This window comes from Achromobacter deleyi (assembly GCF_902859705.1).
Lineage (GTDB): Bacteria > Pseudomonadota > Gammaproteobacteria > Burkholderiales > Burkholderiaceae_B > Achromobacter > Achromobacter deleyi.
This window is the reverse complement of the sequence record NZ_CADIJO010000015.1, coordinates 24,366-50,075: the sequence shown is the minus strand read 5'-3', so window position 1 is coordinate 50,075 and position 25,710 is coordinate 24,366. Positions and strand designations below refer to the sequence as shown.

General features: G+C 68.5%; 20 protein-coding genes and 1 pseudogene. 7 read left to right on the top strand and 14 right to left on the bottom strand.

From position 1 onward, the window contains the following. Positions 1–57: 57 nt before the first annotated feature. Positions 58–987 (bottom strand): YicC/YloC family endoribonuclease, encoded by a 930-nt coding sequence (locus HV798_RS20500; protein ID WP_175193727.1) that lies wholly within the window; start codon positions 985–987, stop codon positions 58–60. 195 nt (positions 988–1,182) lie between these two features. Between HV798_RS20500 and rph the strand changes: the two genes are divergently transcribed. After that, positions 1,183–1,920: a ribonuclease PH gene (rph, locus tag HV798_RS20495; protein ID WP_175193726.1), complete on the top strand. Its 738-nt coding sequence runs from the start codon at positions 1,183–1,185 to the stop codon at positions 1,918–1,920. A 102-nt stretch (positions 1,921–2,022) separates the two neighbouring features. Here the strand turns inward: rph and HV798_RS20490 are convergent, their stop codons facing one another. Together HV798_RS20490 and HV798_RS20485 are read right to left on the bottom strand one after the other, a co-directional pair. Continuing rightward, positions 2,023–3,393 carry an MmgE/PrpD family protein gene (locus HV798_RS20490; RefSeq protein WP_175193725.1) on the bottom strand — a complete coding sequence of 457 codons (1,371 nt, stop codon included), beginning with the start codon at positions 3,391–3,393 and terminating at the stop codon, positions 2,023–2,025. Position 3,394: 1 nt separating this feature from the next. After that, a complete protein-coding gene (locus HV798_RS20485; RefSeq protein WP_175193724.1) occupies positions 3,395–4,555 on the bottom strand; it encodes an acyl-CoA dehydrogenase family protein in 1,161 nt (386 codons plus the stop codon). Here HV798_RS20485 and HV798_RS20480 point away from each other — a divergent pair. Continuing rightward, positions 4,554–6,212, top strand: a pseudogene (locus tag HV798_RS20480) (methyl-accepting chemotaxis protein); the annotation flags it as partial. The gene HV798_RS20485 and the pseudogene HV798_RS20480 sit on opposite strands and share 2 nt — an antisense overlap. A gap of 150 nt (positions 6,213–6,362) precedes the next feature. On the opposite strand, the gene HV798_RS20475 reads toward HV798_RS20480, so the two are convergent. Continuing rightward, complete coding sequence (locus HV798_RS20475; protein ID WP_343038580.1) at positions 6,363–8,216, bottom strand: EAL domain-containing protein; 1,854 nt, start codon at positions 8,214–8,216, stop codon at positions 6,363–6,365. A 127-nt stretch (positions 8,217–8,343) separates the two neighbouring features. On the opposite strand from HV798_RS20475, the gene rdgB reads away from it, so the two are divergent. From rdgB to ntrC, 5 genes are all read left to right on the top strand, one after another. Continuing rightward, a complete protein-coding gene (rdgB, locus tag HV798_RS20470) occupies positions 8,344–8,967 on the top strand; it encodes an RdgB/HAM1 family non-canonical purine NTP pyrophosphatase (RefSeq protein ID WP_175193723.1) in 624 nt (207 codons plus the stop codon). Positions 8,968–9,001: 34 nt separating this feature from the next. Then, the gene (hemW, locus tag HV798_RS20465; protein ID WP_175193722.1) at positions 9,002–10,222 is read left to right on the top strand and encodes a radical SAM family heme chaperone HemW; all 1,221 of its coding nucleotides are present in this window, start codon (positions 9,002–9,004) and stop codon (positions 10,220–10,222) included. Between the two features lie 184 nt (positions 10,223–10,406). Further along, the gene (gene glnA, locus HV798_RS20460) at positions 10,407–11,819 is read left to right on the top strand and encodes a type I glutamate--ammonia ligase (protein ID WP_025136498.1); all 1,413 of its coding nucleotides are present in this window, start codon (positions 10,407–10,409) and stop codon (positions 11,817–11,819) included. A 192-nt stretch (positions 11,820–12,011) separates the two neighbouring features. After that, on the top strand, positions 12,012–13,076 hold the full coding sequence (glnL, locus tag HV798_RS20455) for a nitrogen regulation protein NR(II) (RefSeq protein ID WP_025136499.1): 1,065 nt from the start codon (positions 12,012–12,014) through the stop codon (positions 13,074–13,076). Continuing rightward, on the top strand, positions 13,076–14,575 hold the full coding sequence (ntrC, locus tag HV798_RS20450; RefSeq protein WP_025136500.1) for a nitrogen regulation protein NR(I): 1,500 nt from the start codon (positions 13,076–13,078) through the stop codon (positions 14,573–14,575). The genes glnL and ntrC overlap by 1 nt, the downstream gene beginning before the upstream one ends. A 495-nt stretch (positions 14,576–15,070) precedes the next feature. On the opposite strand, the gene HV798_RS20445 is transcribed toward ntrC, so the two are convergent. From HV798_RS20445 to HV798_RS20400, 10 genes are all read right to left on the bottom strand, one after another. Then, positions 15,071–15,679, bottom strand: a complete 609-nt coding sequence (locus tag HV798_RS20445; RefSeq protein ID WP_246288998.1) for a PepSY-associated TM helix domain-containing protein — start codon at positions 15,677–15,679, stop codon at positions 15,071–15,073. A gap of 68 nt (positions 15,680–15,747) precedes the next feature. Beyond that, the gene (locus tag HV798_RS20440) at positions 15,748–16,848 is read right to left on the bottom strand and encodes a YncE family protein (RefSeq protein ID WP_175193721.1); all 1,101 of its coding nucleotides are present in this window, start codon (positions 16,846–16,848) and stop codon (positions 15,748–15,750) included. Between the two features lie 80 nt (positions 16,849–16,928). Continuing rightward, complete coding sequence (locus tag HV798_RS20435; protein ID WP_175193720.1) at positions 16,929–19,334, bottom strand: TonB-dependent siderophore receptor; 2,406 nt, start codon at positions 19,332–19,334, stop codon at positions 16,929–16,931. 172 nt (positions 19,335–19,506) lie between these two features. Further along, positions 19,507–20,496 carry a FecR domain-containing protein gene (locus tag HV798_RS20430; RefSeq protein WP_175193719.1) on the bottom strand — a complete coding sequence of 330 codons (990 nt, stop codon included), beginning with the start codon at positions 20,494–20,496 and terminating at the stop codon, positions 19,507–19,509. Continuing rightward, positions 20,466–20,981, bottom strand: a complete 516-nt coding sequence (locus tag HV798_RS20425) for a sigma-70 family RNA polymerase sigma factor (RefSeq protein WP_025136505.1) — start codon at positions 20,979–20,981, stop codon at positions 20,466–20,468. The genes HV798_RS20430 and HV798_RS20425 overlap by 31 nt, the downstream gene beginning before the upstream one ends. Positions 20,982–21,069: 88 nt before the next feature. After that, positions 21,070–21,558: a GlcG/HbpS family heme-binding protein gene (locus HV798_RS20420; RefSeq protein ID WP_025136506.1), complete on the bottom strand. Its 489-nt coding sequence runs from the start codon at positions 21,556–21,558 to the stop codon at positions 21,070–21,072. 157 nt (positions 21,559–21,715) lie between these two features. Then, the gene (locus HV798_RS20415) at positions 21,716–22,330 is read right to left on the bottom strand and encodes a response regulator transcription factor (protein ID WP_025136507.1); all 615 of its coding nucleotides are present in this window, start codon (positions 22,328–22,330) and stop codon (positions 21,716–21,718) included. Beyond that, a complete protein-coding gene (locus HV798_RS20410) occupies positions 22,327–23,835 on the bottom strand; it encodes a sensor histidine kinase (RefSeq protein ID WP_175216495.1) in 1,509 nt (502 codons plus the stop codon). Before HV798_RS20410 ends, HV798_RS20415 begins: the two co-directional genes overlap by 4 nt. 113 nt (positions 23,836–23,948) lie before the next feature. After that, on the bottom strand, positions 23,949–25,115 hold the full coding sequence (locus HV798_RS20405; protein WP_425486157.1) for an HPP family protein: 1,167 nt from the start codon (positions 25,113–25,115) through the stop codon (positions 23,949–23,951). Between the two features lie 89 nt (positions 25,116–25,204). Continuing rightward, positions 25,205–25,657, bottom strand: a complete 453-nt coding sequence (locus HV798_RS20400) for a MarR family winged helix-turn-helix transcriptional regulator (RefSeq protein ID WP_175193717.1) — start codon at positions 25,655–25,657, stop codon at positions 25,205–25,207. Between the last annotated feature and the right edge of the window lie 53 nt (positions 25,658–25,710).

The window sequence follows — 25,710 nt, the reverse complement described above, 5'->3', positions numbered from 1 at the left end:
GAAGGAAGGACTCCCATAGCCGCGGCGTCACCTTATCACATCGGGAATCCTGTCGCGCTATTCGATGTTTTGCGCCTGCTCGCGCATCTGTTCGATCAGCAGCTTCAGGTCCATGGCGGCGCGAGTGACTTCCATGCTGCCGGCCTTCGAACCCAGGGTGTTGGCTTCGCGGTTCATTTCCTGGAACAGGAAGTCCAGGCGCTTGCCGGCGCTGCCGGCGTTTTTCTTGCCCGTGGCCTTGCTGCCGCCGTCGGTGAGCAGGTGGCGCAGTTCTTCCAGGTGCGAACGCAGGCGCGACAGTTCTTCGGCGACGTCGATGCGCAGGGCGAACAGGTTGGCTTCCTGGGACAGGCGCTCGGACAGCTCGGCGCCCGTGATGTGGGTGAAGCCGCCGGGGAAGGCGGATTCGACGCTTTCGCGCAGCTTGGACGCGAGTTTGTCGCGGTGGTCGGCCAGCAATTGGGGCAGGTGGTTCTGGACCAATTCGACGATGCCCGCGACGCCGTCGGCGCATTCGCGCATCATGCCGGCCAGGCGTTCGCCTTCGCGGGCGCGGCCGTCCTGCAACTGGGTCAGGGCTTCCTGGGCGGCCTGCAGGCAGGCGGCGCCCCAGACTTGCGGGTCGAGCGCGTCGTTGGTGCGCTGGCCGGGCCAGTTGAACAGCTCGACCAGGCGCGGCGCGGCGATGTCGGGCAGCACGCGGCGTGCGGCTTGCAGCTGTTCGGCCAGGGTTTCGAGCCAGGCGGGTTCGAGCTTGGACAGGTCGGTGCTGACGTTACGCGTATAAGACACCCGGATCTCGACCTTGCCGCGCGCCAGTTGGGCGGTCAGCAGTTCGCGCAGCGGCGTCTCGACGTGGCGCAGCTCGTCGGGCAGGCGGAAATAAAGGTCCAGGAAGCGGCTGTTGACGCTGCGCAGTTCCAGCGCCAGCGTGCCTTGTTCCAGGTCTGCCCGGGCGTTGCCGAAGGCGGTCATGCTGCGGATCATGGTGTGGGTTTCCTTTTGCTGTTTTGGGGCCGGGCCGCGCCGGTTCCGCCGGCCCGCCGGGGCGGGGGCGGGTATATGCAGCCCGTATATCGCGGCAGGATACTCCAAACGCGCACGCCGCTGGGGCCGGCAGGGCCTGCGGTGACACGCTGCCCGTACAATGCCGCCAATCGAATCTGACTGGAGTCTTGCCCCATGACCACTGCCCCTGCCATCGCCCGCCCGTCGGGCCGCGCCGTCGACGAACTGCGGCCGTTCAGCCTGGAGCGCGGCTTCACGCGCTACGCCGAGGGCTCGGTTCTGGTCAAGGCCGGCAACACCCACGTGCTGTGCACGGCCAGCGTGCTGGAAAAGGTGCCGCCCTTCCTGAAGGGCAAGGGCGAAGGCTGGGTGACGGCCGAATACGGCATGCTGCCGCGCGCCACGCACACGCGCGGCGATCGTGAAGCCGCACGCGGCAAGCAAAGCGGCCGCACCCAGGAAATCCAGCGCCTGATCGGGCGCAGCCTGCGCGCGGTGTTCGACATGCGCGCGCTGGGCGAGCGCACGCTGCACCTGGATTGCGACGTCTTGCAGGCCGACGGCGGCACGCGCTGCGCCAGCATCACGGGCGCCTGGGTGGCGGCGGCCGATGCCGTGGCGCTGCTGATGCAGCGCGGCGACGTGGCGGTGAACCCGATCCGTGACGCGGTAGCCGCCGTGTCGGTGGGCCTGGTGGATGGCCGCGCGGTGCTGGACCTGGACTACCAGGAAGACTCGGCCTGCGACGCGGACGTGAACGTCATCATGACGGGCAGCGGCGCGTTCGTCGAAGTGCAGGGCACGGGCGAAGGCGCCACGTTCACGCGCGCCGAGCTGGACGCCATGCTGGCGCTGGCCGAAGGCGGCATCGCCGGGCTGGTGCGCGAACAGCGCGCGGCGCTGGGCGGCTGAAGCACGAAGCGGGATGGCGCCCGGGTGGGCGGCCATCCCGTTGAAATATCCGGCGGGTGCCGGCCTGGCACGCTGCCATCACAGCTGGGGCCAGATTTGCGGTTACGGCAGCAGCGCGCCGATCCGTTCCGCTTTTTCCAGATTCCAGATCGCGCCGATCAGGCCGCGCAGTTCCGCGTCGGTCGCGGCATCGGCGTAACGGCCCAGGCTGAGCGTCTTGGCCTCGATTTCATCGCGCGACAGGGTATTGCCCGGATCGCCTTTCGGTTCGTCGACGCGGCCGTGCAGGGTGCGGCCGTCGCGGGTGTGGACGGTGACCTTGCCGATCCAGCGCTGCGGGTAGGCGGCGTCGACCTCGGGGTCCAGTTCCATCGTGACGCGGGCGCGGAAGGCGGCGACCGCGGGGTCGTCCAGCGCGGCGTCGAATTCCGGCAGGCCGGCGCGGCCCTTGCGGGCGATCAGGCCCAGCACCGTTCCCATTGAAAACTTGGATTGATGCACCGTGCGTGGGTCGACCACGGGCCCCAGCACGTCGATGGCGCCCTGGTGGACGTGCGCGACCACGCGGTCGATGGCGTCTTCGGTCAGATGGTTGTCGCGCAGCACCTGTTGCAGGGCGTCGGCTGCCGGATGCGTGTGGCGGCACGAGGCGTGGAACTTGAACGAGGTTTCGGCCAGGGCCCAGCGCGTGCCCAGGCCGTCGGTCAGGCGCGTGGGGTCGGCGTCGCGGGACATGCCGGCGGCCATGCCCTGCGGGCCTTCCAGGATGTGGCGCGCGCCGGTGAAGCCTTCGCGGGCCAGGTAGGCGGCGGCAATGCCGTTGGCGGCGGCGCGGGCGGTGTGCAGTTGCTTGGAATCGGCCGCGTCGCGCAGGAATTCCCACAGGCCGGCGGCCTGGGTGCCGGCCGAGCCCAGCGCATGCAGCATGGCCTCGGGCGACAGGCCCAGCAGGCGGCCGGTGGTGGCCGCGGCGGCCAGGGTGCCGGCGGTGCCGGTGGTGTGGAAGATCTTGTAATGGGAACGGCCCAGGAATTCACCGACCCGGATGCCGACTTCGTAGCCGGCGACGGCGGCCACCAGCAGGTCGCGGCCCGAGCTGCCCAGCGCCTGGGCCACGGCCAGCGCGGGCGGAAACACCACGGCGGCCGGGTGGAACACCGAGCCGTTATGCACGTCGTCCTGCTCGACCACGTGAGCGGCCGCGGCGTTGACCATGGCGGCGAACACGGGCGAGGTGCGGCGCCGGTTGATCAGGATTTCGCTGGGGCCGTCAGCCGGCCCCATGGCGGCGGCGTAGCGGTCCATGGCCAGCACCGGACGGGCAGACGCGCCGGCCAGGATCGAGGCCAGGCAGTCCAGCAGCAGGTCTTCGGCGCGGCGCAGCACCGGGGCGGGGATGTCTTCGAAGCGCAGGTTGGCCGCAAAAGCGGCGAGTTCGGCGCTGAGGTGGGGGGTGTCTTTGGCGGCGGTCATGTCAGAAGGAGCGGGGCAGGCCCAGGATGTGTTCGGCGACGTAGGACAGGATCAGGTTGGTCGAGATCGGCGCAACCTGATACAGGCGGGTTTCGCGGAATTTGCGTTCGACGTCGTATTCGGTGGCAAAGCCGAAGCCGCCATGGAATTGCAGGCAGGCGTTGGCGGCTTCCCAGGACGCGTCGGCGGCCAGCAGCTTGGCCATGTTGGCCTGGGCGCCGCAGGGCTCGTGGGCGTCGAACAGGCGGCAGGCCTCGTAACGCATCAGGCTGGCCGCTTCGACGTTGATGTGGGCCCGGGCGATGGGGAACTGCACGCCCTGGTTCTGGCCGATGGGGCGGCCGAACACCATGCGTTCCTTGGCGTAGGCGGTGACCTTGTCGACGAACCAGTAGCCGTCGCCGATGCATTCGGCGGCGATCAGGGTGCGTTCGGCGTTCAGGCCGTCCAGGATGTACTTGAAGCCCTTGCCTTCTTCGCCGATGAGGTTGTCCGCCGGGATTTCGAGGTTGTCGAAGAACAGCTCGTTGGTCTCGTGGTTGACCATGTTGGGAATGGGGCGGATCGACATGCCGTGCTTGACGGCCTCGTGCAGGTCGACCAGGAAGATGGACATGCCTTCGGACTTGCGCGTCACCTGGTCCAGCGGGGTGGTGCGCGCCAACAGGATCATCAGGTCGGAATGCTGCACCCGCGAGATCCAGACTTTCTGGCCGTTGATGACGTAGCGGTCGCCGCGGCGCACGGCGGTGGTCTTGATCTTGGTGGTGTCGGTGCCGGTGGTGGGCTCGGTGACGCCCATGGATTGCAGGCGTAGTTCGCCCGCGGCGATGCGCGGCAGGTATTCGCGCTTTTGCGCATCGGAACCGTGGCGCAGCAAAGTGCCCATGTTGTACATCTGGCCGTGGCAGGCGCCCGAGTTGCCCCCGCTGCGGTTGATTTCTTCCATGATGACCGAGGCTTCGGTCAGGCCCAGGCCGGAACCGCCGTATTCCTGGGGGATCAGGGCGGCCAGCCAGCCGGCTTCGGTGAGCGCGCGGACGAAGGCGTCGGGGTAGCCGCGTTCTTCGTCGACTTTGCGGAAATATTCGGCGGGAAATTGCGCGCAGAGGTCGCGCACGGCTTCGCGGATGTCCTGGTAGGCGTGGGAGGCGTCGGGCATGGAGTCGTCGGTGTCTATGAATGAATCGGTACAGCATCGAATGTGCCGCAAGGGGCCGCGCCTGCCAATTCACAATTCATTAATACGGGGTTCCTGTTCGCAAAAGCGCATTTGTGTGACCGCCGTTTGTCATGCTGGGCCGGGGATGTGTCAAGAAATTGCCAAACTGCATCCCCATAATCGGCCCGTTACGCCTATGTGGCGATGCAACAGACGGATGGATATGCGGAAAAATCTCAGGGTGACGACAGCGGTTTCGGCGATTCTCGCGGTGTTTGTGGCGCTGTTTGCGCTGGCGGCGGCGGCCGGGATCGCCGTGCTGCGCGAGAACCGGGCCGATATCGAGGCGCTGGGCCGCGGCAGCATCGAGCGCGCCAGCGACCTGTCGGACATGACCAGCCGCCTGTTCCAGGCGCGCGCCGCGCTGACCGACGCCAAGACGGCCATGGAAGGCGGGCTGGAAGAAGCCCGCGACCAGTCGCTGACCCACGCCGACGCGCTGCTCAAGCAGGCCGCGGCCAGCCTGGCGCGGCTGCGCGCCAATGCGGACACCAGCGAGCAGGGCGCGCCCTTGTTCGACCAGGCGCTGGCGGCCAACGCGGCGTTTGCCGACCAGACGCTGGCGCCGATGTTCAAGGCCATCAAGGGCTGGAACGGCATCGAGGTGAACAGGCTGGTGGACAAGGTGCTGCCGGTGACGGGCGCCGCCTATGTGAAGCAGGCGGATGCCTACCAGGCCTATGCCCGCGAACAGGGCCAGGCGGCGGTGGCCGGCGCCAGCCAGACGATGCAGCGGGTGACGGTGGTGGCCGCGGCCGTGCTGGCCTTCGTGCTGGTGCTGGCGGTGCTGATCCGCCTGGGATTCCGGCGCCGCATCCTGCGGCCGCTGAACGAGGCGGGCGCGCATTTCGACCGCATTGCCGACGGCGACCTGACCGGCAACATCGCGGTGCATGGCGATAACGAGATCGGCGTGCTGTATTCGGCCATGCGCCGGATGCAGACGGGGCTGTCGGCGGCGGTGGCCTCGGTGCGCCACGGCGTCGAGGAAATCCATACCGGGTCGGGCGAGATCGCCGCGGGCGGGGCCGACATGTCGGACCGCACGGCGCGCCAGGCCGGCTCGCTGCAGGAAGCGGCGGCCAACATGACGCAATTGGCGCATACGGTGCAGATGACGGCGGGCAATGCCGACCTGGCCAGCCGCCAGGCGCTCAGCGCCACCCAGCTGGCCCAGCGCGGCGGCCAGGCGGTGGAAGAAGTCGTGACCAGCATGCAGGGCATCGCCGACAGCGCGCGCCGCATCGGCGAGATCGTGGGCGTGGTCGACAGCATTGCCTTCCAGACCAACATCCTGGCGCTGAATGCGGCGGTGGAAGCCGCGCGCGCGGGCGAGCAGGGCAAAGGCTTTGCGGTGGTGGCGGGCGAGGTGCGCTCGCTGGCCCAGCGCAGCGCGCAGGCCGCCAAGGAAATCAAGGGCCTGATCGAGGATTCCGCTTCGCGCGTGCAAGTGGGCGTGCGCCAGGTGAACCTGGCCGGCGACACCATGCGCGACATGCTGGCCTCGGTCGATAAGGTGACCCAGATCGTGGCGGAGATCTCCAGCGCCACGGCCGAGCAGGCCGCCGGCATCGCGTCGGTCAATGATGCGGTGGCGGACATCGAACGCTCGACCCAGGAAAACGCCGCCATGGTGGAACAGACCGCCGCCGCGGCCGCCGCGCTGGAATTGCAGGCACAAGGCCTGCAGCGCGCGGTCTCGGTGTTCCAGATCGCCCAGGCGGCGCAGCACGCCGCCGGGCAGGCGTCAGGGAGTGAGCTGCGGCAGGGCGCCGCCGCTGTAGCGCTCGGACACCAGCGACAGGTTCCCATGCTTGACCTTGTGCTTGACATGGGCAGCGGCCGACGCGATGTCCTCCGGGCGGATGCGCTCGCATAGGGAAGGCGTGACGGTCAGCGCGCCGACCCCCAGCGTGACGAACGGGAAGAAGCGCGGCACGCCGTAACGGTCTTCGGCTTCGATGCCGCCGTTGCGGCGGCCCTGGTCGTCGTACAGGTCGACGGCGCGTTCATTGAACTCGGCGATGATGCGCTGGATGCGTTCGGTCCAGTCGGGGCTGCGCAGCAGCACCACGAAGTCGTCACCGCCGACGTGGCCCACGAAATCGCGCAGCGGATCGCAGTGGCGCTTGATGACGTCGGCGGTCAGCATGATCATGTCGTCGCCGCGCCAGTAGCCATAGACGTCGTTGAACGGCTTGAAGTTGTTCAGGTCGCCATAGCAGATGGTGAAGTCGGCGGCGTCTTCCAGCAGCGTGGCGATGTGCCGGCTGATGGGGATGTTGCCGGGCAGCGAGGTCAGCGGGTTGGCATAGCGTGCGGCCTCGATGCGCATTTCGGTCACCGAGCGGACCAGCGTTTCGCCGGTGGCCAGGCCGTCGTAGCGGCCGTCGCGGGTGATGATCAGGCCGTCCATCAGGTAGCGCTGGTCTTCCGAGATCAGCACGTGGCTCAATTGGTCGATGGACACGTCCAGGTCCACCAGCACCGGCTCGGCGTTCATGAAGGTCGAGCAGGCGTCGCGGCCGAACAGTTCGCGGGTATAGCGCTGGGCGTAATGCTCGGAAAAGTCGCGCCGGTTGATGATGCCGACCGGGCGGTTGTCGCCGTCCACCACGGCCACGGCGTGCAGGCTCTTGTGTTCGATGAAGAGCCGATGCACGTCGTCGTTGGTGTGCTTGGTCAGGAGGGCGGCGGGGGCTTCCACCCGCAGGCTGGCCGCGGTGCCGCCGGCCGAGCGCTGCGACAGCGGAGCCGGCGCGCGCACCCGCAGCGAATCGCGCAGGGGCGGGGTCAGCTCGGTGAGCAGGGCCTCGTCGGGGCGGCCCAGCAGCCAGCCCTGGGCGTAGCGGATTTCCAGGTCGCGCACCACCGCCAGGTCTTCGGCGGTCTCGATGCCTTCGGCCACGATGGCGGTGCCCAGGTACTGCGCCACCTTCAGGATGGCGCGCACCATGTTCTGCTTGCGGTCGTCGTGGCCGATGCCATTGAAGAAGTAGCGGTCGATCTTGACCAGGTCGGGCTGCATCTCGGACCACAGCTGCAGGTTCGAATTGCCCACGCCGTAGTCGTCCAGCGCGATGCGCATGCCGTATTCACGCAGGCAGGCGAAGGCGCTGCCCAGCGTGGCCATGTGTTCGGACAGGGGGTCCTGCTCGGTCAGTTCGACGATGATGTTGGACGGCGCCAGCGTGCAATCCTTGAGCAGGCGCAGCGGCATTTCGTCGCCCCACAGCGTCCAGTAGTGGATCAGCGCCGAGCCCGACAGGTTCAGGAACAGCTTGCCCGGCGCCTCGTTCTGGTTGAAGCCCTGGGCGCCCGCCCGGAAGCTGGCCAGTTCCAGCTGCGGATGCAGGCCCTGGCGGCGGGCTTCGGCGAACAGGGCGTCGGGAAAGTGCAGGGCGGTGTCGACCGGGCCGCGGATCAGGCTTTCATGGCCGTAGATGCGGCTGTGGGACAGGTCGATGACGGGTTGGAAGCGCGGGCGCAGCAGCCGTTCGCGCAGAATGCCCGCCAGGCTGACGGACGCGGACGCCGCGCCGCCAGGAATGGGGGGCACACCGGCCGCATACGGCCGGGGCAAAGCTTGAGGTGGGTTCATCGCCGGAGCGTTTGGATACGATCAGTGACAAGATTAGTGATATTGACCATCGAATATTTCTGTGTTGTTGCGGTTACACGTAACAGGCGGTCTGCAATCGCGACCGCGCCCTATACAATTTGGCCCTATGACATCCCCCCATATTCCCGATTCCCTGCGCCGCGTCGTGCTGGCCTCCAACAATGCCGGCAAGCTGCGTGAGTTTTCCGCCCTGTTCGCGCCCCTGGGCATCGAACTGGTGCCGCAGGGCGAACTGGGCGTGCCCGAGGCCGAAGAGCCGCACGTCACCTTTGTCGAAAACGCCCTGACCAAGGCCCGCCACGCCAGCCGCCTGACGGGCCTGCCCGCGCTGGCCGACGATTCCGGCCTGTGCGTGGCCGCGCTGGACGGCGGCCCGGGCGTGTATTCCGCCCGCTACGCCAAGATGCATGGCGGTGAAAAATCCGACCAGGCCAACAACGCGCTGCTGGTGTCCAAGCTGGCCTCGGTGACCGACCGCCGCGCCTGGTACGTGGCGGTGCTGGCCCTGGTGCGCAGCGAGAACGACCCGTGCCCCCTGATCGGTGAAGGCCTGTGGCATGGGGAAATCATCGACCAGCCCGAAGGCGCCAACGGCTTCGGCTACGACCCGCACTTCTACCTGCCCGACCAGGGGCTGACGGCCGCTTCGCTCGACCCCGAGGAAAAGAACGCCATCAGCCACCGCGCCCGCGCCCTGCGCGAACTGCTGGGCAAGATCAGCCAGGCTTGATGCAAGGCGGGCGCGTCCCGCCCAGGAACACCGCATGTCCATCACCATCCCCATCCGCCCCGACACGGGCGCCGCGCGTACGCGCCTGGTCACGCCGGCCGGCGCCACGCTGACCAGCCTGCCGCCCCTGTCGGTCTATGTGCACGTGCCCTGGTGCGTGCGCAAATGCCCGTATTGCGACTTCAATTCGCACGCGGCGCCGGGCGAGATTCCCGAGCGCGCCTATCTTGATGCACTGCGCAGCGACCTGGAGCAGGCGTTGCCGTCCATCTGGGGCCGCCAGGTGGTGTCGGTATTCATCGGCGGGGGCACGCCCAGCCTCTTGTCGGCCGCCGGGCTGGACGAGCTGCTGGCGATGCTGCGCGCCTGTTTGAATATGTGGCCCGACGCCGAAATCACCATGGAAGCCAACCCCGGCACCGCCGAGGCCGATCGCTTTCGCGATTACGCGGCCAGCGGCGTGACCCGGTTTTCGCTGGGTATCCAGAGTTTTGACGACGCCCAGTTGAAGAAGCTGGGCCGCATCCATGATTCGGCCCAGGCCCGTGCCGCCATCGAGATGGCCCAGCGCGCCGCGCCGCGCGTGAACCTGGACATGATGTTCGCCTTGCCGGGCCAGACGCTGGAGGCCTGTGTGGCCGATCTGCGCCAGGCCATCGGCTTTGGCACGGAACACCTGTCGCTCTATCACCTGACGATGGAGCCCAATACGGTGTTCGCCAAGTTTCCGCCCGAAGACCTGCCGGACGATGACACCAGCGCGGCGATGCAGGACGCGGTCGAGGCCGAACTGGCCGCGGCCGGCCTGGCCCGCTACGAGGTGTCCGCCTACGCCCGGGCCGGCGCGCGCTGCCGCCACAATATGAATTACTGGGAATTCGGCGACTACCTGGGCCTGGGCCCGGGCGCGCACGGCAAACTGTCGTTCCACGACCGCATCGTGCGCGAGGCGCGGCTGCGCAGCCCCGAATCCTGGATGCAGGCCGCCGCGGCCCGCGACGGCAGTCACCTGTCGGAAAACCGCCAGGTGGGCCCGGACGAACTGCCGTTCGAATTCATGCTGAACGCGCTGCGCCTGAAGGACGGCGTGGCCACCACGATGTTCAGCGAACGCACCGGCCTGTCGCTGGCCGCCATTGCGCACCAATTGGAGGCAGCCTCGAAACGGGGCCTGCTGGACGCCGATCCGACCCGCCTGCGGGCCACGCCCCTGGGCTGGCGTTTCCTCAATGACCTGCAGGAAATGTTCCTGTAGCAGTCTGGCACCAAAATGGGGCATTCGTGCCCCATGCTTTGCACCATAATGGTGCTACATTTTTCCCTGACCTGGCCAATCCTCGGGCAATCCCGGGGGTAGAACCTGGCACGCTTATTGCTTCCCTCTTTTATGCCAGTCGAGAGCGGCACAGCCCTCGACCCTTTTATCTAATGGAGATGACATGGCAAGCCCGAAAGACGTCCTGAAACAGATCGCCGATAACGAAGTCAAATTCGTGGATTTCCGCTTTACCGATACGGTTGGCCGTGAGCACCACGTGTCCGTGCCCACCACCGCGATCGACGAAGACAAGCTGGAAAGCGGGCAGGCCTTCGACGGTTCGTCGATTCCGGGCTGGAAGGGCATCGAAGCCTCCGACATGCTGCTCATCCCCGATCTGTCGACCGCCAACCTGGACCCGTTCCGCGAAGAGCCGACGCTGATCCTGTCGTGCGACGTGGTCGAACCGTCCGACCTGAAGGGCTATGACCGCGACCCGCGTTCGCTGGCCAAGCGCGCCGAAGCCTACCTGAAGGCCTCGGGCCTGGGCGACACCGCCTACTTCGGTCCGGAACCCGAATTCTTCGTGTTCGACGGCGTGACCTGGAACACCGACATGTCGGGCACCTTCGTCAAGATCAAGTCCGAAGAAGCCTCGTGGTCGACCGGCCTGGAATTCGAAGGCGGCAACACCGGCCACCGTCCCGCTGTGAAGGGCGGCTACTTTCCCGTGCCCCCGGTCGACTCGTTCCAGGACATGCGTTCGGAAATGTGCCTGCTGATGGAACAGATGGGCGTGCCGGTCGAAGTGCACCACCATGAAGTCGCCGGCGCCGGCCAGCTGGAAATCGGCACCAAGTTCAGCACCCTGGTGCAACGCGCCGACTGGACCCAGATCGTCAAGTACGTCGTGCACAACGTGGCCCATGCCTACGGCAAGACCGCCACCTTCATGCCCAAGCCCATCGTTGGCGACAACGGTTCCGGCATGCACGTGCACCAATCCATCTGGAAGGATGGCCAGAACCTGTTCGCGGGCAACGGCTACGCCGGCCTGTCGGAATTCGCGCTGTACTACATCGGCGGCATCATCAAGCACGCCCGCGCCCTGAACGCCATCACCAACCCGGGCACCAACTCGTACAAGCGTCTGGTTCCGCACTACGAAGCCCCGGTCAAGCTGGCTTACTCGGCCCGCAACCGTTCGGCCTCGATCCGCATTCCGTACGTCGGCAACCCGAAGGGCCGCCGCGTCGAAGCGCGCTTCCCGGACCCCCTGGCCAACCCGTACCTGGCCTTCTCGGCCCTGATGATGGCCGGCCTGGACGGCGTGCAGAACAAGATTCACCCCGGCGATCCCGCCGACAAGAATCTGTACGACCTGCCGCCGGAAGAAGACGCCAAGATCCCGACCGTGTGCTCCTCGCTGGAACAAGCGCTGGAAGCCCTGGACAGCGATCGCGAGTTCCTGACCCGCGGCGGCGTCTTCAGCAACGACATGCTCAACGCCTACATCGACCTGAAGATGGGCGATGTGAACCGTCTGCGCATGACCACGCACCCGGTCGAATTCGACATGTACTACAGCCTCTGATTTCGAGGCAGTAGCTGGGGGAGCGCGATGATGTAGGCAACCAACCAGGGCCCACACCACGCGCACCGCCAGGTCGCTGACCGATGGCTTGCCCCGTCCGGCTTCGTGCCGGACGGGCAGGGCGCCGCCCCCGGGCGCCGTCCGGGTCCGCGTTCCGATTTCCCCCCTGTAGTCATTCGGGTACGTTGAAAAATGAATGTAGAAGCTCTCGATCTGCTTGCCACGTCCGTTTTCCTGGTCAACGAACGCGGGCACATCGAATACGCCAACGCGGCCGCCGAAGACCTGTTCGGCCGCTCGCGCAAGCAACTGTGCGGCCATTCCGCCGCCACCCTGTTCGACAACCCTGAGAATATCCAGTCATCCATCGACCGCGCCGCGGCCGGCCGATATGCCGACGTACGCCAACTGGCGTCGCTGCGCCGCGCCACGGAGTCCGTGGAAGTGGCCGTGACCACGGTGGGCCTGAGCGGCCAACGCTGGCCCGCCCTGATCGAAACCCGCGAGATCGAACAGCGCGTGCTGGCCGACCGCAACCATCGCCTGGTCGACGAGATCGAAGCGCACCGCGAATTGCTGCGCAACCTGGCGCATGAAGTCAAGAATCCCCTGGGCGGATTGCGCGGCGCCGCGCAACTGCTGGAAGCCGAGCTGCCCAGCGCGGCCCTGGCCGAATACACCCAGGTCATCATTTCCGAAGCCGACCGCCTGCAGGCGCTGGTGGACCGCCTGAGCGGCCCGCAACGTGTGCCGCTGAACGCGCGGCCGGTCAACATCCATGAAATCTGCGAGCGCGTCTGCGCCCTGATCCAGGCCGAGTTCCGCCACGACGTCACGCTGGTGCGTGACTACGACGCGTCGATGCCCGACCTGAAAGGCGACGCCGCCCGCCTGATGCAGGCCGTGCTCAACGTGGCCCGCAACGCCGCCCAGGAACTGGTCGCGCGGCCGCAAGGCCCCGGCGTCGAACCCGGCGTCGTTACGCTGCGCACCCGCGTGGCGCGCCAAGTCATGCTGGCGCACCGCCAACACCGCCTGGCCCTTGAGCTGTCGATCATCGACAACGGCCCGGGCGTGCCCGACCACATCCGCGACCGCATTTTCCATCCGCTGGTCACGGCGCGTGCCGGCGGCACCGGACTGGGCCTGAGCCTGGCCCAGGACTTCGTGCAGCAGCACGGCGGCATCATCGAATTTGAATCCCGACCCGGGCGTACCGAGTTTCGCCTGGTCCTACCGATGGAGCCCGCACACTGATGAAACCCGTATGGATCGTCGACGACGACCAGGCCATCCGCTGGGTCCTCGAAAAGGCCCTGGCCCGCGCCGGTGTCCCCACCCGCAGTTTCTCCCAGTCGGCCGACGTGCTCGAGGCCCTGGCCCACGACACGCCCGTTGCGCTGGTGTCCGATATCCGCATGCCTGGCGGCAACGGCCTGGAATTGCTGCGCCAGCTCAAAGAGCGCCATCCCGGCTTGCCGGTCATCGTCATGACCGCCTTTGCCGACCTGGACAGCACCGTTTCCGCCTTCCAGGGTGGGGCCTTCGACTACCTGGCCAAGCCCTTTGACGTCAACGAAGCCGTCGCGCTGATCCAGCGCGCCATGCAGGAATCGGCCCAGCCCGAAAGCCCCGAAGGGCAGGGCGAGGCCCAGAACAACGAGCGCTGGATGATGACCCAATCGTCATCCACCGCCATGCAGGAAGTCTTTCGCGCCATCGGCCGCCTGGCGCAGTCCAAGGTCACCGTCCTCATCACCGGCGAATCCGGCACCGGCAAGGAACTCGTCGCCCGCGCCCTGCACGGCCACGGCGTGCGCGCCAGCGGCCCCTTCGTCGCCCTGAACGCCGCCGCCATCCCGCGCGACCTGCTCGAAGCCGAACTCTTCGGCCACGAGCGCGGCGCCTTCACCGGCGCCAACACCCTGCGCCGGGGCCGCTTCGAAGAAGCCCACGGCGGCACCTTGTTCCTGGACGAAATCGGCGACATGCCGATCGAACTGCAGACCCGCCTGTTGCGCGTGTTGGCCGAAGGCAGCTTCTACCGCGTCGGCGGCGCCCAACCGGTGCGCGTCGACGTGCGCATCGTCGCCGCCACCCACCAGCCGCTCGAACAACGCGTCGAACAGGGCCTGTTCCGTGAAGACCTGTTCCACCGCCTGAACGTCATCCGCCTGCGCCTGCCGCCGCTGCGCGAACGCATCGAAGACATCCCTGCGCTCGCCAACCACTTCCTGGCCGCCAGCGCCCGTGCCCTGGGCGTGCCGGTCAAGCGCCTGACGCCCGAAGCGCTGGCCGTCCTGACCAAGTTCGACTTCCCCGGCAACGTCCGCCAGCTCGAAAACTTCTGCCACTGGCTCACCGTCATGGCCCCCGGCCAAACGGTGGAACGCGCCGATCTCCCCCCCGAGATCCGCGCCATGGAGCACCCCCCCGCCACCAGCGCCGCCCCCCCTCGCGTCGCCATCGGCGGCAGCATCTCCACCATCGGCACCGTCGTCCAGCACACCGCCCCCGCCCAGGACGACGGCCCCCCGCGCAACTGGCAAGACTCCCTGCTGCGCGACGCCCAATACCGCCTGGAACGCGGCGAACCCGCCGTCATGGCCACGCTGACCCGCCAATTCGAAAAAATCCTGCTGCAAAGCGCCCTCGACGCCAGCCGAGGCCGCCGAGTAGAAGCCGCCTCCCGCCTGGGCATCGGCCGCAACACCATCACCCGCAAACTGCGCGAACTAGGCATAGAAGACGAGTAACCCAGGCCCGCGCGCAACGCGCGCGGACCCACTCGCACGCAAATGCCGGCGAAAAAAAGCGCCACAGCAGGGCGCACAAAGCCAATCAGCAAGCAAGCGGCAAACGCCAAACGGCAAACGCCAACGCCACCCACACGCGCAAGCGCCATCCGCTGACGCAAGACACCGCGTAAGCCTCGTAAGGCCGCCCGCGCGGCCGGCACGAGGCGGGCCCCGCAAACCGCTCCACACCCCCACTGACCGCGGCCACCACGCCAAGCAAACCGCCCGCCCCAGCACCCGAGGCAAATCCTCATCATGAGCGCTTGGCGGCGTGGGCGGGTGAGGGCGGGGCGTGTAGATGCGCCCGACGGAATCGGAAGGGAAGGCCGGAGGCCTGGACGACGATGAGGACGGGGAAGTCCGGAGCGAAGGCTCCGGACCGCAATCGTAGCCCCGTCCTCACCCGCCCACGCCGCCAAGCGCGGCTAAAGAACCCCCCTCAAGGCAAAAAACTCAACCCCAAGACCCCACCACAGCAACAAAAAACGCCAAAACACCCCCCAAAGCCACCAACATCCCCACAACCTTCCGCCGCTCCAATTCCGTCCAAAGCAACACCCCCGTCAAACACAACACAATCAACGCCCCCCCCACAGAATCCGACAACAACACCCACCCAACCCCCACCCCATTAGCCCGATGAAAATTCTGCACAACCCCCCACCACCCGGCCACACTCCGCCGAGCACTAGCCCCCCCGCTTGAAGGCCAGAACTCCACCTGCACCTGATACCCCGGCGCCCGAAACAACGCCTGCCACTTCTCCGGCTGGCGCGCCGTCACATCCCCCCAATGCACCTCGTGTGCCGGCTCCTTGCGGATCCGTTCCACCGGCTTGTTCAACTGCAACGCCTCTTGCAGCCATCGCCCCACCGCCGCATCCGTTCGCGGCAGATCCGGCGGCGCCTGCAACTGCAGCGTCTCCACCACCGGCCCCGGCATATCGATCTTCAGCACTGCCCGGTGGTTCTGCAGAATCCCGCTGGCCCCGAACAGCAGCCCCAGCAACGCCCCCCACAGCCCCAGCCAGCCATGCGCCTTGCGCAACGCCTTCAGGTACACCCCGCGCCGGTTCGGCGGCCGCGGCCGGGCAGCCCCCGCAGGCGTTGGCGCGGCCGTCATCGGCCGGCTCACGGGCGCACCTCTTGCCCTTGATCCCTTTGCCGTTGATCCGCTTGCCGCTCCACGCCATGACGTTGCGGCGCTTGCAGCCGCAACGTCGTCAGCGTGAAGCTGTCCGCCGCGAAGTGCCGCTGCGCCTCGCCGCCGCCCGCCGGATACACCTCGGTGTCGTCCATACTGGGCAGGTACGCGATGCCGCGGTCGGCGTCATAGGCCATGTTGTGGGCCCAGGGGCGGGTGCCGATCGACGCCACCCGGCGCAGTCCGGCCGGCGCGCTGACGTCGTAGATCGACAGCCGCGCGTCGGCGCCGCTGGGCGCCAGCAGCCAGCCGCGGCGGTCGTCGTAGGCCAGCGCATTGATGTCGCGGCCGGCCGGCGCGCTGGCCAGCACGGCACCGCTTTGCGCATCCAGGCTCAAGAGGCGCGGCGTCGCGCCGCGGCAGGCCACGAACAGGCGCTTGCCGGCGGCGTCGGCCGCCAGGGCGCTGGGGCGCGCGCATTGCGGCGGTTGCCAGACCTGAAGCAAGGCCATGCGGCGCAGGTCAATGACGGCGATGCGGCCTTCATCCCGCATCGGCAGCGCGATCCGCCCCGGCCCCAGCAACACCGGCGCATCCAGCTTGGCGGCCGGCAGGTCCAGGCTGGCGCGCACGCAGTCGCAGGCCGGGTCCAGCCGATACACCCGTGACACGGCCCCGCGGCGGCCGCTGGTCAACAGCACCTGGCCGCTGGCGGGATCGAACAGCGCATTGTTCAGATTGCCGCTGTCCACCGGCACGCGTTTCAGCACCTGCCGGTCGGACGCGCGTATCACGATGACGCTGCCATCCATGGCCGCCACGTACAGCCGGTCGGCAGCCGGGACGGCGACCGCGGCATTGGCGCCTTCGGTGCCGGGGATGTCCGGCAGCGCTTCGCGGCGGGCCGCGTCCCAGATCGTCAGGCCGTTTTCGCGGCGGGCCAGCAGCACGTGCCGGCCGTCTTGCGCCAGCGCGGCAAACCCCCAGCTGTGGCCGCTGCCGGGCAGCACCGTGGCGCTGCGCTCGGCGACGATGGGATCGGCGTCGGCGTGCGCCGTCGCGGCCAGAGCGGCCAAGGTCGCGGCCATCAGGCCGGACGCCGCCCGTCGCCCGAGTCCCACGAGTCGCGAGGCCCGCGAAACGCCGGTATATCGTTGCGGCGCCATGCTTAGAACTCCACCCGGGTCGACAGCACGAACTGACGCGCATCGCCCATGGAAATGAAGTACTGGTTGGCGCTGGACGTGTAGTAGGTGCGGTCGAACAGATTGTTCACGTTCAGCTGGAACTGCACATTGCGCCCGGCTACGCGCGTGTCGTAGGTGGCGAACGCGTTCATCACCGTGTAGGCCGGCAGCTCGAACGAATTGGCCGAATCGCCCGGCCGCGTGCCCACGTAGCGCGCGGCGGCGCCCAGGCGCAGGCGGCCTTCGCCGATCTGGCCGGCGTTGTAGACCAGCGCCAGCGACCCGGTGTGCTGGGCCACGTTCCACAGGCGGTTGCCCTGGTACAGCGGGTCGTCGGTGGTGCGGGCATCCAGGTAGGCATAGCTGGCCATGAAGTCCCAGCGGGCCGACAGCGAACCGCTGACGTCCAGTTCCACGCCGCGCGAACGCGCCGCGCCGCTGGTGCGCCAGTCGGTCAGCTTGGTGACGTCGTTGTATTGCGACACCAGCACATTGCGCTTGCGGATGTCGAACAGCGCCAGTGTGCCGGTCGTCTGCCCCGGCATGTCCCATTTCAGGCCCAGTTCCCACGACTTGGACTGTTCGGGTGCCACGCCCGAATCGATCACAGTGCCGCTGGTGAGCGGGGCGATCGTGGAGGTAGGCTTGAGCGATTCGGTGTAGCTGCCGTACAGCGAGACTTCGGGCGTCCACTTGTAGACCAGGCCGGCGCGCGGCAGCCACTTGCCGCCCTGGATGTCGGTGTTGGTGTTGAACGGGCGGCCGCGGCCGGCCAGTTGTTCGTAGTGCTGGTAACGCAGGCCGCCCACCAGAATCCAGCGATCGGTCAGGTGCAGCGAGTCTTGCAGGAAGAACGAGGTGGCGCGCAGCTTGTCGGTCTGGTCGCTGTCGCTGGCGACCACGGTGTTGCCGGGGTCCTGCAGGTCGTACACGGGGTTGACGTAGCTGAACGGCTTGGACAGGTTCTGGCGGATCAGGTCCGAACGGAAGATCTTGCGGCGTTCGTAGTCGGCGCCGATCTGCACGTCGTTGCGCAGCCCGCCCAGGTCGACCCGGCCGTCGAGATAGCCGATCACGTAGTGGTCGGTGGACAGCGCCCCGCGGGTGCCGTCGTTGCTGCGCTTGAGCGTGCCCGTGGCCGGATCGATGCTGGTCACGCGGACCTGGTTGGCGTCGTAGCGTTCCTGGTTCCAGCTGTAGCCCAGGTGGGCCTTCCAGTTCTCGGTGACGCGCTGGTCGATGGTGACCTGCGCCAGTTCGGTGCTGCCCCACATATTGTTGTAGGGCTCGTCCAGGCGGCGGCGCGAAGGAATGTCCAGCGGCTTGCCGGTGGTGGGGTCCAGCGCGGTGCCGCGATCGAACGGGTATCGGTAGTCGCGGTGTTCGTACGAGGCCACGATCTGCGTGTCTTCGCCATACCAGGCCAGCGACGGCGCCACCAGCGTGTCGCGGCGCCGGCCGAAGTCGCGCCAGTAGTCTTCGTTCATCGTGTCCACCACCAGGCGGTAGGCCAGGCGCGAGTCGCCGATGGGGCCGGTGGAATCCAGCGTGGCGCCCGCGCCGGTGCGGCTGTGGGCGTAGCTGGAACCGGTGACGGTGATGGCGTTGTACGGTGTCAGCAGCGGCCGCTTGCTGACGATGTTGATGACGCCGCCCGGGTCCATGATGCCGTACAGCAGCGAGGCCGGGCCTTTGAGCACTTCGACCGAATCGGCGGCCGCGTTCAGGCCGCGGCCCTGCACCAGCGGCATGCCGTTGTGCATGATCGAGCCGTCGCGGTTGGCGCCGAAACCGCGCTTCATCAGCGTGTCCTGCGTGCCGGCCAGCGTGTTGCCCTGGGTGATGCCGCTGACGTTGGCCAGCGCGTCGTCCAGGTTGCGCGGGCGCTGGTCGCGCAGCACCTGGGCAGGCACCACGTTCACGGCCTGTGGCTGGTCCAGCACCGCCAGGGGCGAGCGGCTGACGCCCGCGACCGGTTCCGGCTGGTAGCTGGGGTTGATGACCGAGGCGCCGACCACGGTCACCGCGTCCAGTTGCGCCGTGTCATCCGCCGACGACAGCGGCCGCACGGTGTAGACGTTGTCCGAGCGCCGCTCGGCGCGCAGGCCGGTGCCATCCAGCAGGCGGCCGAAGCCCTGGTCGATGCTGTAGGGGCCGGACAGGCCCGCGCTCTGCTTGCCGGCCACCAGGCGGCCATCCAGCGACAGTGTCACGCCCGCCTGGCTGGCGAATTGGCTGAGCGCCTGCGACAAGGGGCCGGCGGGCACCTGGAAGCCGGCAGAGACCTGGGCCTGGACCGGCGTGGTAGCCAGGGCGAAAGCCGGGGCGGCCAACGCGGCGGCCAGGGCGCGGACCAGGAGCGGAGAGCGAAGGGTGGGGACGTGCATGGGTTTCCTTGGCGACAGGACGCGCAAAACGCGGCGTACATCTGGCATGCCAAGCGAGATGGCAAAAGGGGAACCGCGATAAGGCGGCTGTTACAAAAAAGAGCCGCGGCGGGTTGCGCTTCAGGGGCCGCCGGGTCCATCGAGGATTCGCCCCGCGATGCAAGCCCCGGTGCTACGCCGCCTCCAGCCGTATCCATCCCGGCAGGACGCGGTGCGCGCGCACCGGCAGGGTGGATTCCAGGGCGCGCAGGATGCGATCGGTGTCGGCCAGGGGGAACACGCCCACCAGCGGCAACTGCGCGATGTCGGGCGTACAGGTGACGAAGCCGCGGCGGTAGCGCGCCAATTCGGCGGCAAAGCGGCCCAGCGGCATGCCGTCGGCGACCAATTCGCCACGGGTCCAGGCGTCGCGCGCCGAGTCCAGCGGCTGGGGGGCATCAATGGCGCGGCCGGAAAATGCGGTGCGGGTGCCGGCGGGCACGATGCGGCTGGCGGCGTCGGCGGGCTGGATCTGCACGGCGCCGGCATACACGTCCAGCCAGGCGCGGCCGCCATCGCGCAGCACCGCGAAGCGTGTGCCCAGCGCCTGCAATTGGGCATAGCCCACGTCCACGAGGAAAGGGCGCGCGGGCGTGCGGGCATCCGGATGCGTGTCGATCAGCGTTTCGCCGTCCACCAGCACCACGCGCCGCGCCGTGTCGTCAAAGCGCAGGTTGACGGCGCTGGCGGTATTCAGCCACAGCCGCGAACCGTCTTCCAGGGTGGCCTGGCGCGTCTGGCCGACGTCGGTGCGCAGGTCGGCCCATTGGCGCCGGGTGGCAGGCTGGGTCCAGGCGGCGGCGCCCAGGCCGCCTGCGCCGGCCAGCAGCATCAGCGTGCGCAGGGCGCGGCGGCGGCCTTGTCCGGCGTGGGTCAGGGCGTCCAGCGCGGGTTGGCCTGCCACCGCTTCGAAACGGGCGCTGATGGCCGTGACGGCATCCCAGGCGCGGCGGTGTTCGGGCGTGGCGGCCAGCCAGGCCTGCCACTGGCGGGTGTCGTCGGCGCTGGCGCGTTCGTCGCCCAGGCGCGCGAACCAGTCGGCCGCGGCTTGCAGCACACGGCGGTCGGGGGCGGCAGACAGCGGCGTGGCCCTCACCAGACGCCGTCCGCGATCAGCAGGCATTGCAGCATCACCTGCGACATGTATTTCTTGACCATGCGCTCGGACACCTCCAGGCGCAGGGCGATATCGGCATAGGTGTGGCCGCCCAGTTGCGACAGCAGGAAGGCCTCGCGGGCGCGCGCCGGCAGGCGATGCAGCATGGCGTCGATCTGGAGCAGGGCTTCAAGCACCAGGGCGCGCCGTTCAGGTGATGGGGTGGTGGCTTCGGGGCGCTGGGCCAGCGCTTGCAGATAGGCCTGTTCCAGCTCGCGGCGCCGCCATAGATTGACCACCAGGCCGTGGGCGATGCGGGTCAGGAAGGCGCGGGGCTCGCGCAGGCCCGGCGTGTCGCGGGCCGCCATCAGGCGCACGAAGGTGTCCTGGGCCAGGTCGGCGGCGTCGTGGTCGTCGCGCAGGCGGCGCCGCAGCCATGAAGTCAGCCAGGCGTGATGGGAGCGGTAGAGCGTGTCGACGGCATGCGGAGCCGATAGATCGCCGGGCGGCACGGTAACTCCAGACCTGAAAGAATAATGGGAATGGTTCCTATTATATCTATTCAGGCCGGGAGCGCCATCGTTGCAAACAGACGGCGGCTTACTTGAACAGCGCGGCGTTCTCTTCCAGCACGGCGTCGGCGCACTGGGCGTCCAGGTTGCCGCCCGGGGCGCCGGCCACGCCGATGGCGCCGATGACGTTGGCGCCGGCCTTGATGGGCACGCCGCCGCCCAGCAGCAGGAAGCCGGGGATGTCGGTCAGGTTGGCGGCGCCGGGGTTCTTCTGGGCGTTTTCCATCATGGCCAGCGTGGGCGCCTTGGCCGACGCGGACGTGAAGGCCTTGGCGCGGCTGGCTTCAATGGTGTGCGGGCCGGCGTTGTCGCCGCGCACGAAGGCCTTGAGCAGGCCGGCGCGGTCGACCACCGAGGCGCTGACGTTGTAGCCCTTGGCCTGGCATGCCGCCACAGCGGCGGTGGCCAGCTTCTGCGCGTCGGCGGTCGAGATGTTGCTTTCGCTGAGCACGGCGGCGTGGGCGGCGCCCGTGAAAGCCAGCGTGGAAACCAGTGCGGCGAGCGTGTGGCGGGTCATGTCTGCGTCCTTTTATCGAGTGAAAGTCAGGAGCAGTCAGTGTGGCCAAAAGGGCGAATCGGCGGTATACGCCCGAATACGCTGGCGTCTCCGTAGCGCTACGGAGGGCAGGGCTGATGACGGCCGGGCAAGCGGCGTAGTCTGTGCCGCGACGCGGCTAGTCGAGCAGCGTGGCGTACTGGCGGATCAGTTGCGCCAGCGAGTCGGCTTCGAGCTTGGCGAAGACATTGGCGCGGTAGGTTTCGACGGTGCGCGGCGACAGGTCGAACTCGCGCGCGATTTCCTTGTTGCTCAGGCCTTGCACCACGCGTTCGAGCACCTCGCGTTCGCGCGCGGACAGCCGCGCCAGCCGGTCGGCCGCGGCCTGGGTGACGGCCAGGCGTTCACGGCTGGCGATGTGGGTGCGCACGGCGGCCTGCACGGCATCCAGAAAGACGTCGTCGTCTACCGGTTTTTGCAGGAATTCCATGGCGCCGCCCTTGAACGCGCGGCGGCACAGGTCGACGTTGGCGTGGCCGGTCAGCATCACCACGGGCAGGTCGGATGTGTCGGCCAGGCGCGCCAGCACGTCCAGCCCGCTGATGCCGGGCATGCGGATGTCCAGCACCACGCAGCCGATGGTGTGCGGCGACAGGCCGGCCAGGAACGCCTGCGGATCGGCGTGGCCTTCGCTGCGCAGGCCTACGCTGCGCAGCAGCAGCGCCAGCGCGTCGCGCACCGCGTCGTCATCATCGACCAGGTAGACCAGCGGGGAATGATCGGGGGCGTTCATGTCGGGCCCTTGGCCAATGGCAGGGTCAGGGTGAAGCAGGCGCCCGACGGCTGCAGGTTGTGCGCGGCCAGGCGGCCGTCCATGGCGCCGGCCAGCGTTTCGCACAGCGCCAGGCCCAGGCCCATGCCCTGGGCGCGGGTGGTGTAGAACGGCGTGAACAGGCGGGCCAGCGCGTCGGGGGCAATGCCCGGGCCGTTGTCGCTGACCGTGAAGACATAGGCGTCGCCTTCAAGGCGGCCTTCCAGCGTGATTTCGGGCGCGGCGTCGGCGGTCGGGCGGGGCCCGCGGCTGGCGGGATGGGCGGTTGCCATGGCGGTGTCGGTGCCGTCGGACGCGGTGTGCACCAGGGCATCGGCCGCGTTCTGCACCAGGTTGTGCAGGATCTGTTCCAGCGCCACGCGGTCGCCCAAAGGACGCGCGCCCGGGCTGGCGTTGCGCCAGGTCAGGCGGATGCCGTGGCGGGCCAGTTCGGGTTCGCGCAGAAAGCGCAACGAGGCCGCCAGCGCGTCCGGGTCCAGCGCTTCGCGCCGGCTGGGCGCGGTGGGCTGCACCAGCGCGCGCATGCGGCTGATGATGTCGGCGGCGCGCTTGGCCTGCTCAGCGCTGGCAAGCAGGGCGCGGCGTACCGACGGGCGTTCGTCTTCGTCGTCCAGCAGGCGTTGCGCGGCGCGGGTCTGCGCCAGGATGGCGGTCAGGGGCTGGTTCAGTTCGTGGGCGATGCCGGCGGCCATTTCGCCCAGCGTGCTCAGGCGCGCCATCGCGGCCAGGCGAGCCTGTTCCTGCTGGCGCCGCGCTTCGGCGCGCGAACGGCGCATGGCGGTCACGCCGGCCACCAGCAGCGCGCTGGTCAGGCCCCACAGCAGCCACGGCAGCCAGGGCCACGATGCGGGCGTGAGCGTGCGCGCGCTGTGCAGCATGAAGGGCTGGCTGGCCGCGCCGAGCGACTTGGCGAGTGCCAGCGGCCAGCCCGGGCCGGCGGGGTCCGGCTGGCGCGCCAGCAGCGTGAGCGGCGCCTGGCCGATCGCCAGGGTCAGGTTGGCCAGGCCCGCGGGCAGGTCGGCCGGGGCGACCAGGTGGCGCGCATCGACCAGCAGGCTCCAGCTGGACGGCGCCACCAACCAATAACGGGCCGTGTCCAGCGGCAGCACGACCGGGCGGCCCAGCGTGCGGGCCTGCTCGACGGCGGCGCGCAGGCCGGGCGGTTCGTCGGTGCTGCCGGCCCAGGCGCCGTCAGGCAGGTAACCCAGCCCCTGCAATTGCGGCATGGCCGGCTGCAGGCTGGGAAACAGGCGTTCGGGGGCCGGCGGATGCGACAGGGCGGACAGCGTGGCCAGCACGGCTTCGTGCTGCCCGGTTTTCTGGCTGAGCATGCGCTGGGCGATGCTGGTGTCCTGGAAAAAGCGGTCGTATTGGCCGACGTAATCCTGGCGGCCGAGCCAAAGGGCGCCAAGCAGGAACAGCACCAGCCAGTAGAAGAGGGCGCGATGGCGCAAGGGGGGATTCACGCCTGGAATTATGCCCTGCGGAGATTCCGGACCGGAATCCGTAGGGCTACGGAGGGCGGTACACGACGCACCCCCGCGCGGCCCGTCAATGCGCGCAGGGTCGCGCGGGGCGCTCAGGCCGCCAGCCGTGAGCCGATGTCCTGGTCCGGTGCGGTCTGCGCCGCGGCCGACACCGTCATCTGGTACAGCGCGGCCACCAGATCGGACTGGGTCACCAGGCCGACCAGCGTGCGGTCTTCGCCCAGCACCGGCACGCAATGCAGATGGTCCGACATCGGCCGCGCGAGTTCGATGGCGGGCAGGCCCGGCGTGGCGAACGGCACTTCGGACCGCATGCAGTCGGCCACCAGCAGGTCGGCCGGCGCGCCGCCAGCCGCTGCAACGGGCGCCGGCCGGCTCTTGCGGGCCAGCACGTCGCCCTGAGCCAGCATGCCGGCGTAGTGGCCGGACGAATCCAGCACCGGCAGCCACTGCAGCCGATGCTTGTCGAACAGGCGCACGGCGTAATCCAGCGGGTCTTGCCGCTGCACGGTGACCACGTCGCGCGACATGATGTCGGCGCAACGCACGTCGCCAAAGCGGCGGGTGCTGGCGCGCAGTTCGGCGGCCAGCACGATGTCTTCAAGGTCTTCCTTGCTGATGTCCAGCAACTCGCCGCGCTGGGCCAGCGCCTGGTCCAGGTCGGCGCGCGAAAAGCCCAGCCGCGCGCTGGGAACGGGGTCGCGGGTGCGGTGGCCGGCGGCCGGCTCGGCGTGGCGGCGCGGGTAATTGCGTTTGAGCAGGCCGTTGAAGACCACGGCGATGCACAGCAGGATGACGGTATTGAGCCCCACCGGCCACAGCACGAAGCCATAGCCCAACGCGGCCACGGGCGGACCGCCCAGCACGGCGGTCAGGGCCACCGCGCCGCTGGGCGGATGCAGGCAGCGCAGCCAGAACATGGCGCCGATGGCCAGCGCCACGGCCGTGGCGGCGGCAAGGCCGGGGTCGCCGATGAACTGGGCGCAGAATACGCCGATCAGCGCCGACACCAGATTGCCCGCCAGAATGGACCAGGGCTGGGCCAGCGGGCTGGCAGGCGCGGCGAACAGCAGCACGGCGGACGCGCCCATCGGCGCGATGAACCAGGGGCTGGCCACGCCCAACGCATGGCGGCCGACCCATTCGGTGCAGAACAGCCCCACCAGCGCGCCCACGGCGCCATAGAGCTTTTCGCGCCCGTTGACGCCGACCGGCGCTGGTGCGAACGCGCCAAGCCAGCGCTTGATACCCACAGCCAAAACCCTCTCCTTGCCCCCGTGAAATATATCGGGGGACGATAATTTATCACGCGGCGGGGGTTGGGCCGAGTCAGGTAATGGTCAGGAAATCAGCGCGCGGGTGCGTCGTCGTCGATGCGGGTCAACAAACGGGTCAGCAGCGGCCGCATGGCGCGCAGTTCTTCCAGGTGCGAGGCCGACAGGCTTTCCAGGATGCGTTCGGCCTTGGCCGTCAGCACCACTTCCACGCGGCGGCCGTCTTCGGGGTCGGGCTCGCGGCGCACCAGGTCCAGCCGTTCCAGGCGGTTGACCAGTTCGGCCGCCGTGTGCGGCCGGATCAGCAGGCGCTCGGCAATTTCGCCCACGTACAGGCCGCGGCGGGCCGGGGCGCCGGCGCGGCTGCCCTTGATGGCGAGCAACGCCTGGTGTTGTTGCGGCATCAGGTCCAGGCCGGCGGCGGCGTTTTCGCTGAAGGCGGCGAACTTGCGCAGCGCGTAACGGAATTCGGCCAGCAATTCGTAGTCGGACGCGGACGGCAGGGCGGGGGGCGGGGATCGTTTCACCGGCCGATTCTAATATATGTCGTGATACGATATATTTGATCTTTCGCAAACGC

Bases quoted from the DNA above. Each gene is read 5' to 3' on its own strand.
- HV798_RS20435 (WP_175193720.1), bottom strand. From the start codon at position 19,334: ATGCACGTCCCCACCCTTCGCTCTCCGCTCCTGGTCCGCGCCCTGGCC.
- HV798_RS20430 (WP_175193719.1), bottom strand. From the start codon at position 20,496: ATGCCTGCTGATCGCGGACGGCGTCTGGTGAGGGCCACGCCGCTGTCT.
- glnL (WP_025136499.1), top strand. From the start codon at position 12,012: ATGAATGTAGAAGCTCTCGATCTGCTTGCCACGTCCGTTTTCCTGGTC.
- HV798_RS20440 (WP_175193721.1), bottom strand. From the start codon at position 16,848: ATGGCCGCGACCTTGGCCGCTCTGGCCGCGACGGCGCACGCCGACGCC.
- HV798_RS20490 (WP_175193725.1), bottom strand. From the start codon at position 3,393: ATGACCGCCGCCAAAGACACCCCCCACCTCAGCGCCGAACTCGCCGCT.
- ntrC (WP_025136500.1), top strand. From the start codon at position 13,076: ATGAAACCCGTATGGATCGTCGACGACGACCAGGCCATCCGCTGGGTC.
- rph (WP_175193726.1), top strand. From the start codon at position 1,183: ATGACCACTGCCCCTGCCATCGCCCGCCCGTCGGGCCGCGCCGTCGAC.
- rdgB (WP_175193723.1), top strand. From the start codon at position 8,344: ATGACATCCCCCCATATTCCCGATTCCCTGCGCCGCGTCGTGCTGGCC.
- glnA (WP_025136498.1), top strand. From the start codon at position 10,407: ATGGCAAGCCCGAAAGACGTCCTGAAACAGATCGCCGATAACGAAGTC.
- HV798_RS20420 (WP_025136506.1), bottom strand. From the start codon at position 21,558: ATGACCCGCCACACGCTCGCCGCACTGGTTTCCACGCTGGCTTTCACG.
- hemW (WP_175193722.1), top strand. From the start codon at position 9,002: ATGTCCATCACCATCCCCATCCGCCCCGACACGGGCGCCGCGCGTACG.
- HV798_RS20500 (WP_175193727.1), bottom strand. From the start codon at position 987: ATGATCCGCAGCATGACCGCCTTCGGCAACGCCCGGGCAGACCTGGAA.
- HV798_RS20485 (WP_175193724.1), bottom strand. From the start codon at position 4,555: ATGCCCGACGCCTCCCACGCCTACCAGGACATCCGCGAAGCCGTGCGC.
- HV798_RS20415 (WP_025136507.1), bottom strand. From the start codon at position 22,330: ATGAACGCCCCCGATCATTCCCCGCTGGTCTACCTGGTCGATGATGAC.
- HV798_RS20475 (WP_343038580.1), bottom strand. From the start codon at position 8,216: ATGAACCCACCTCAAGCTTTGCCCCGGCCGTATGCGGCCGGTGTGCCC.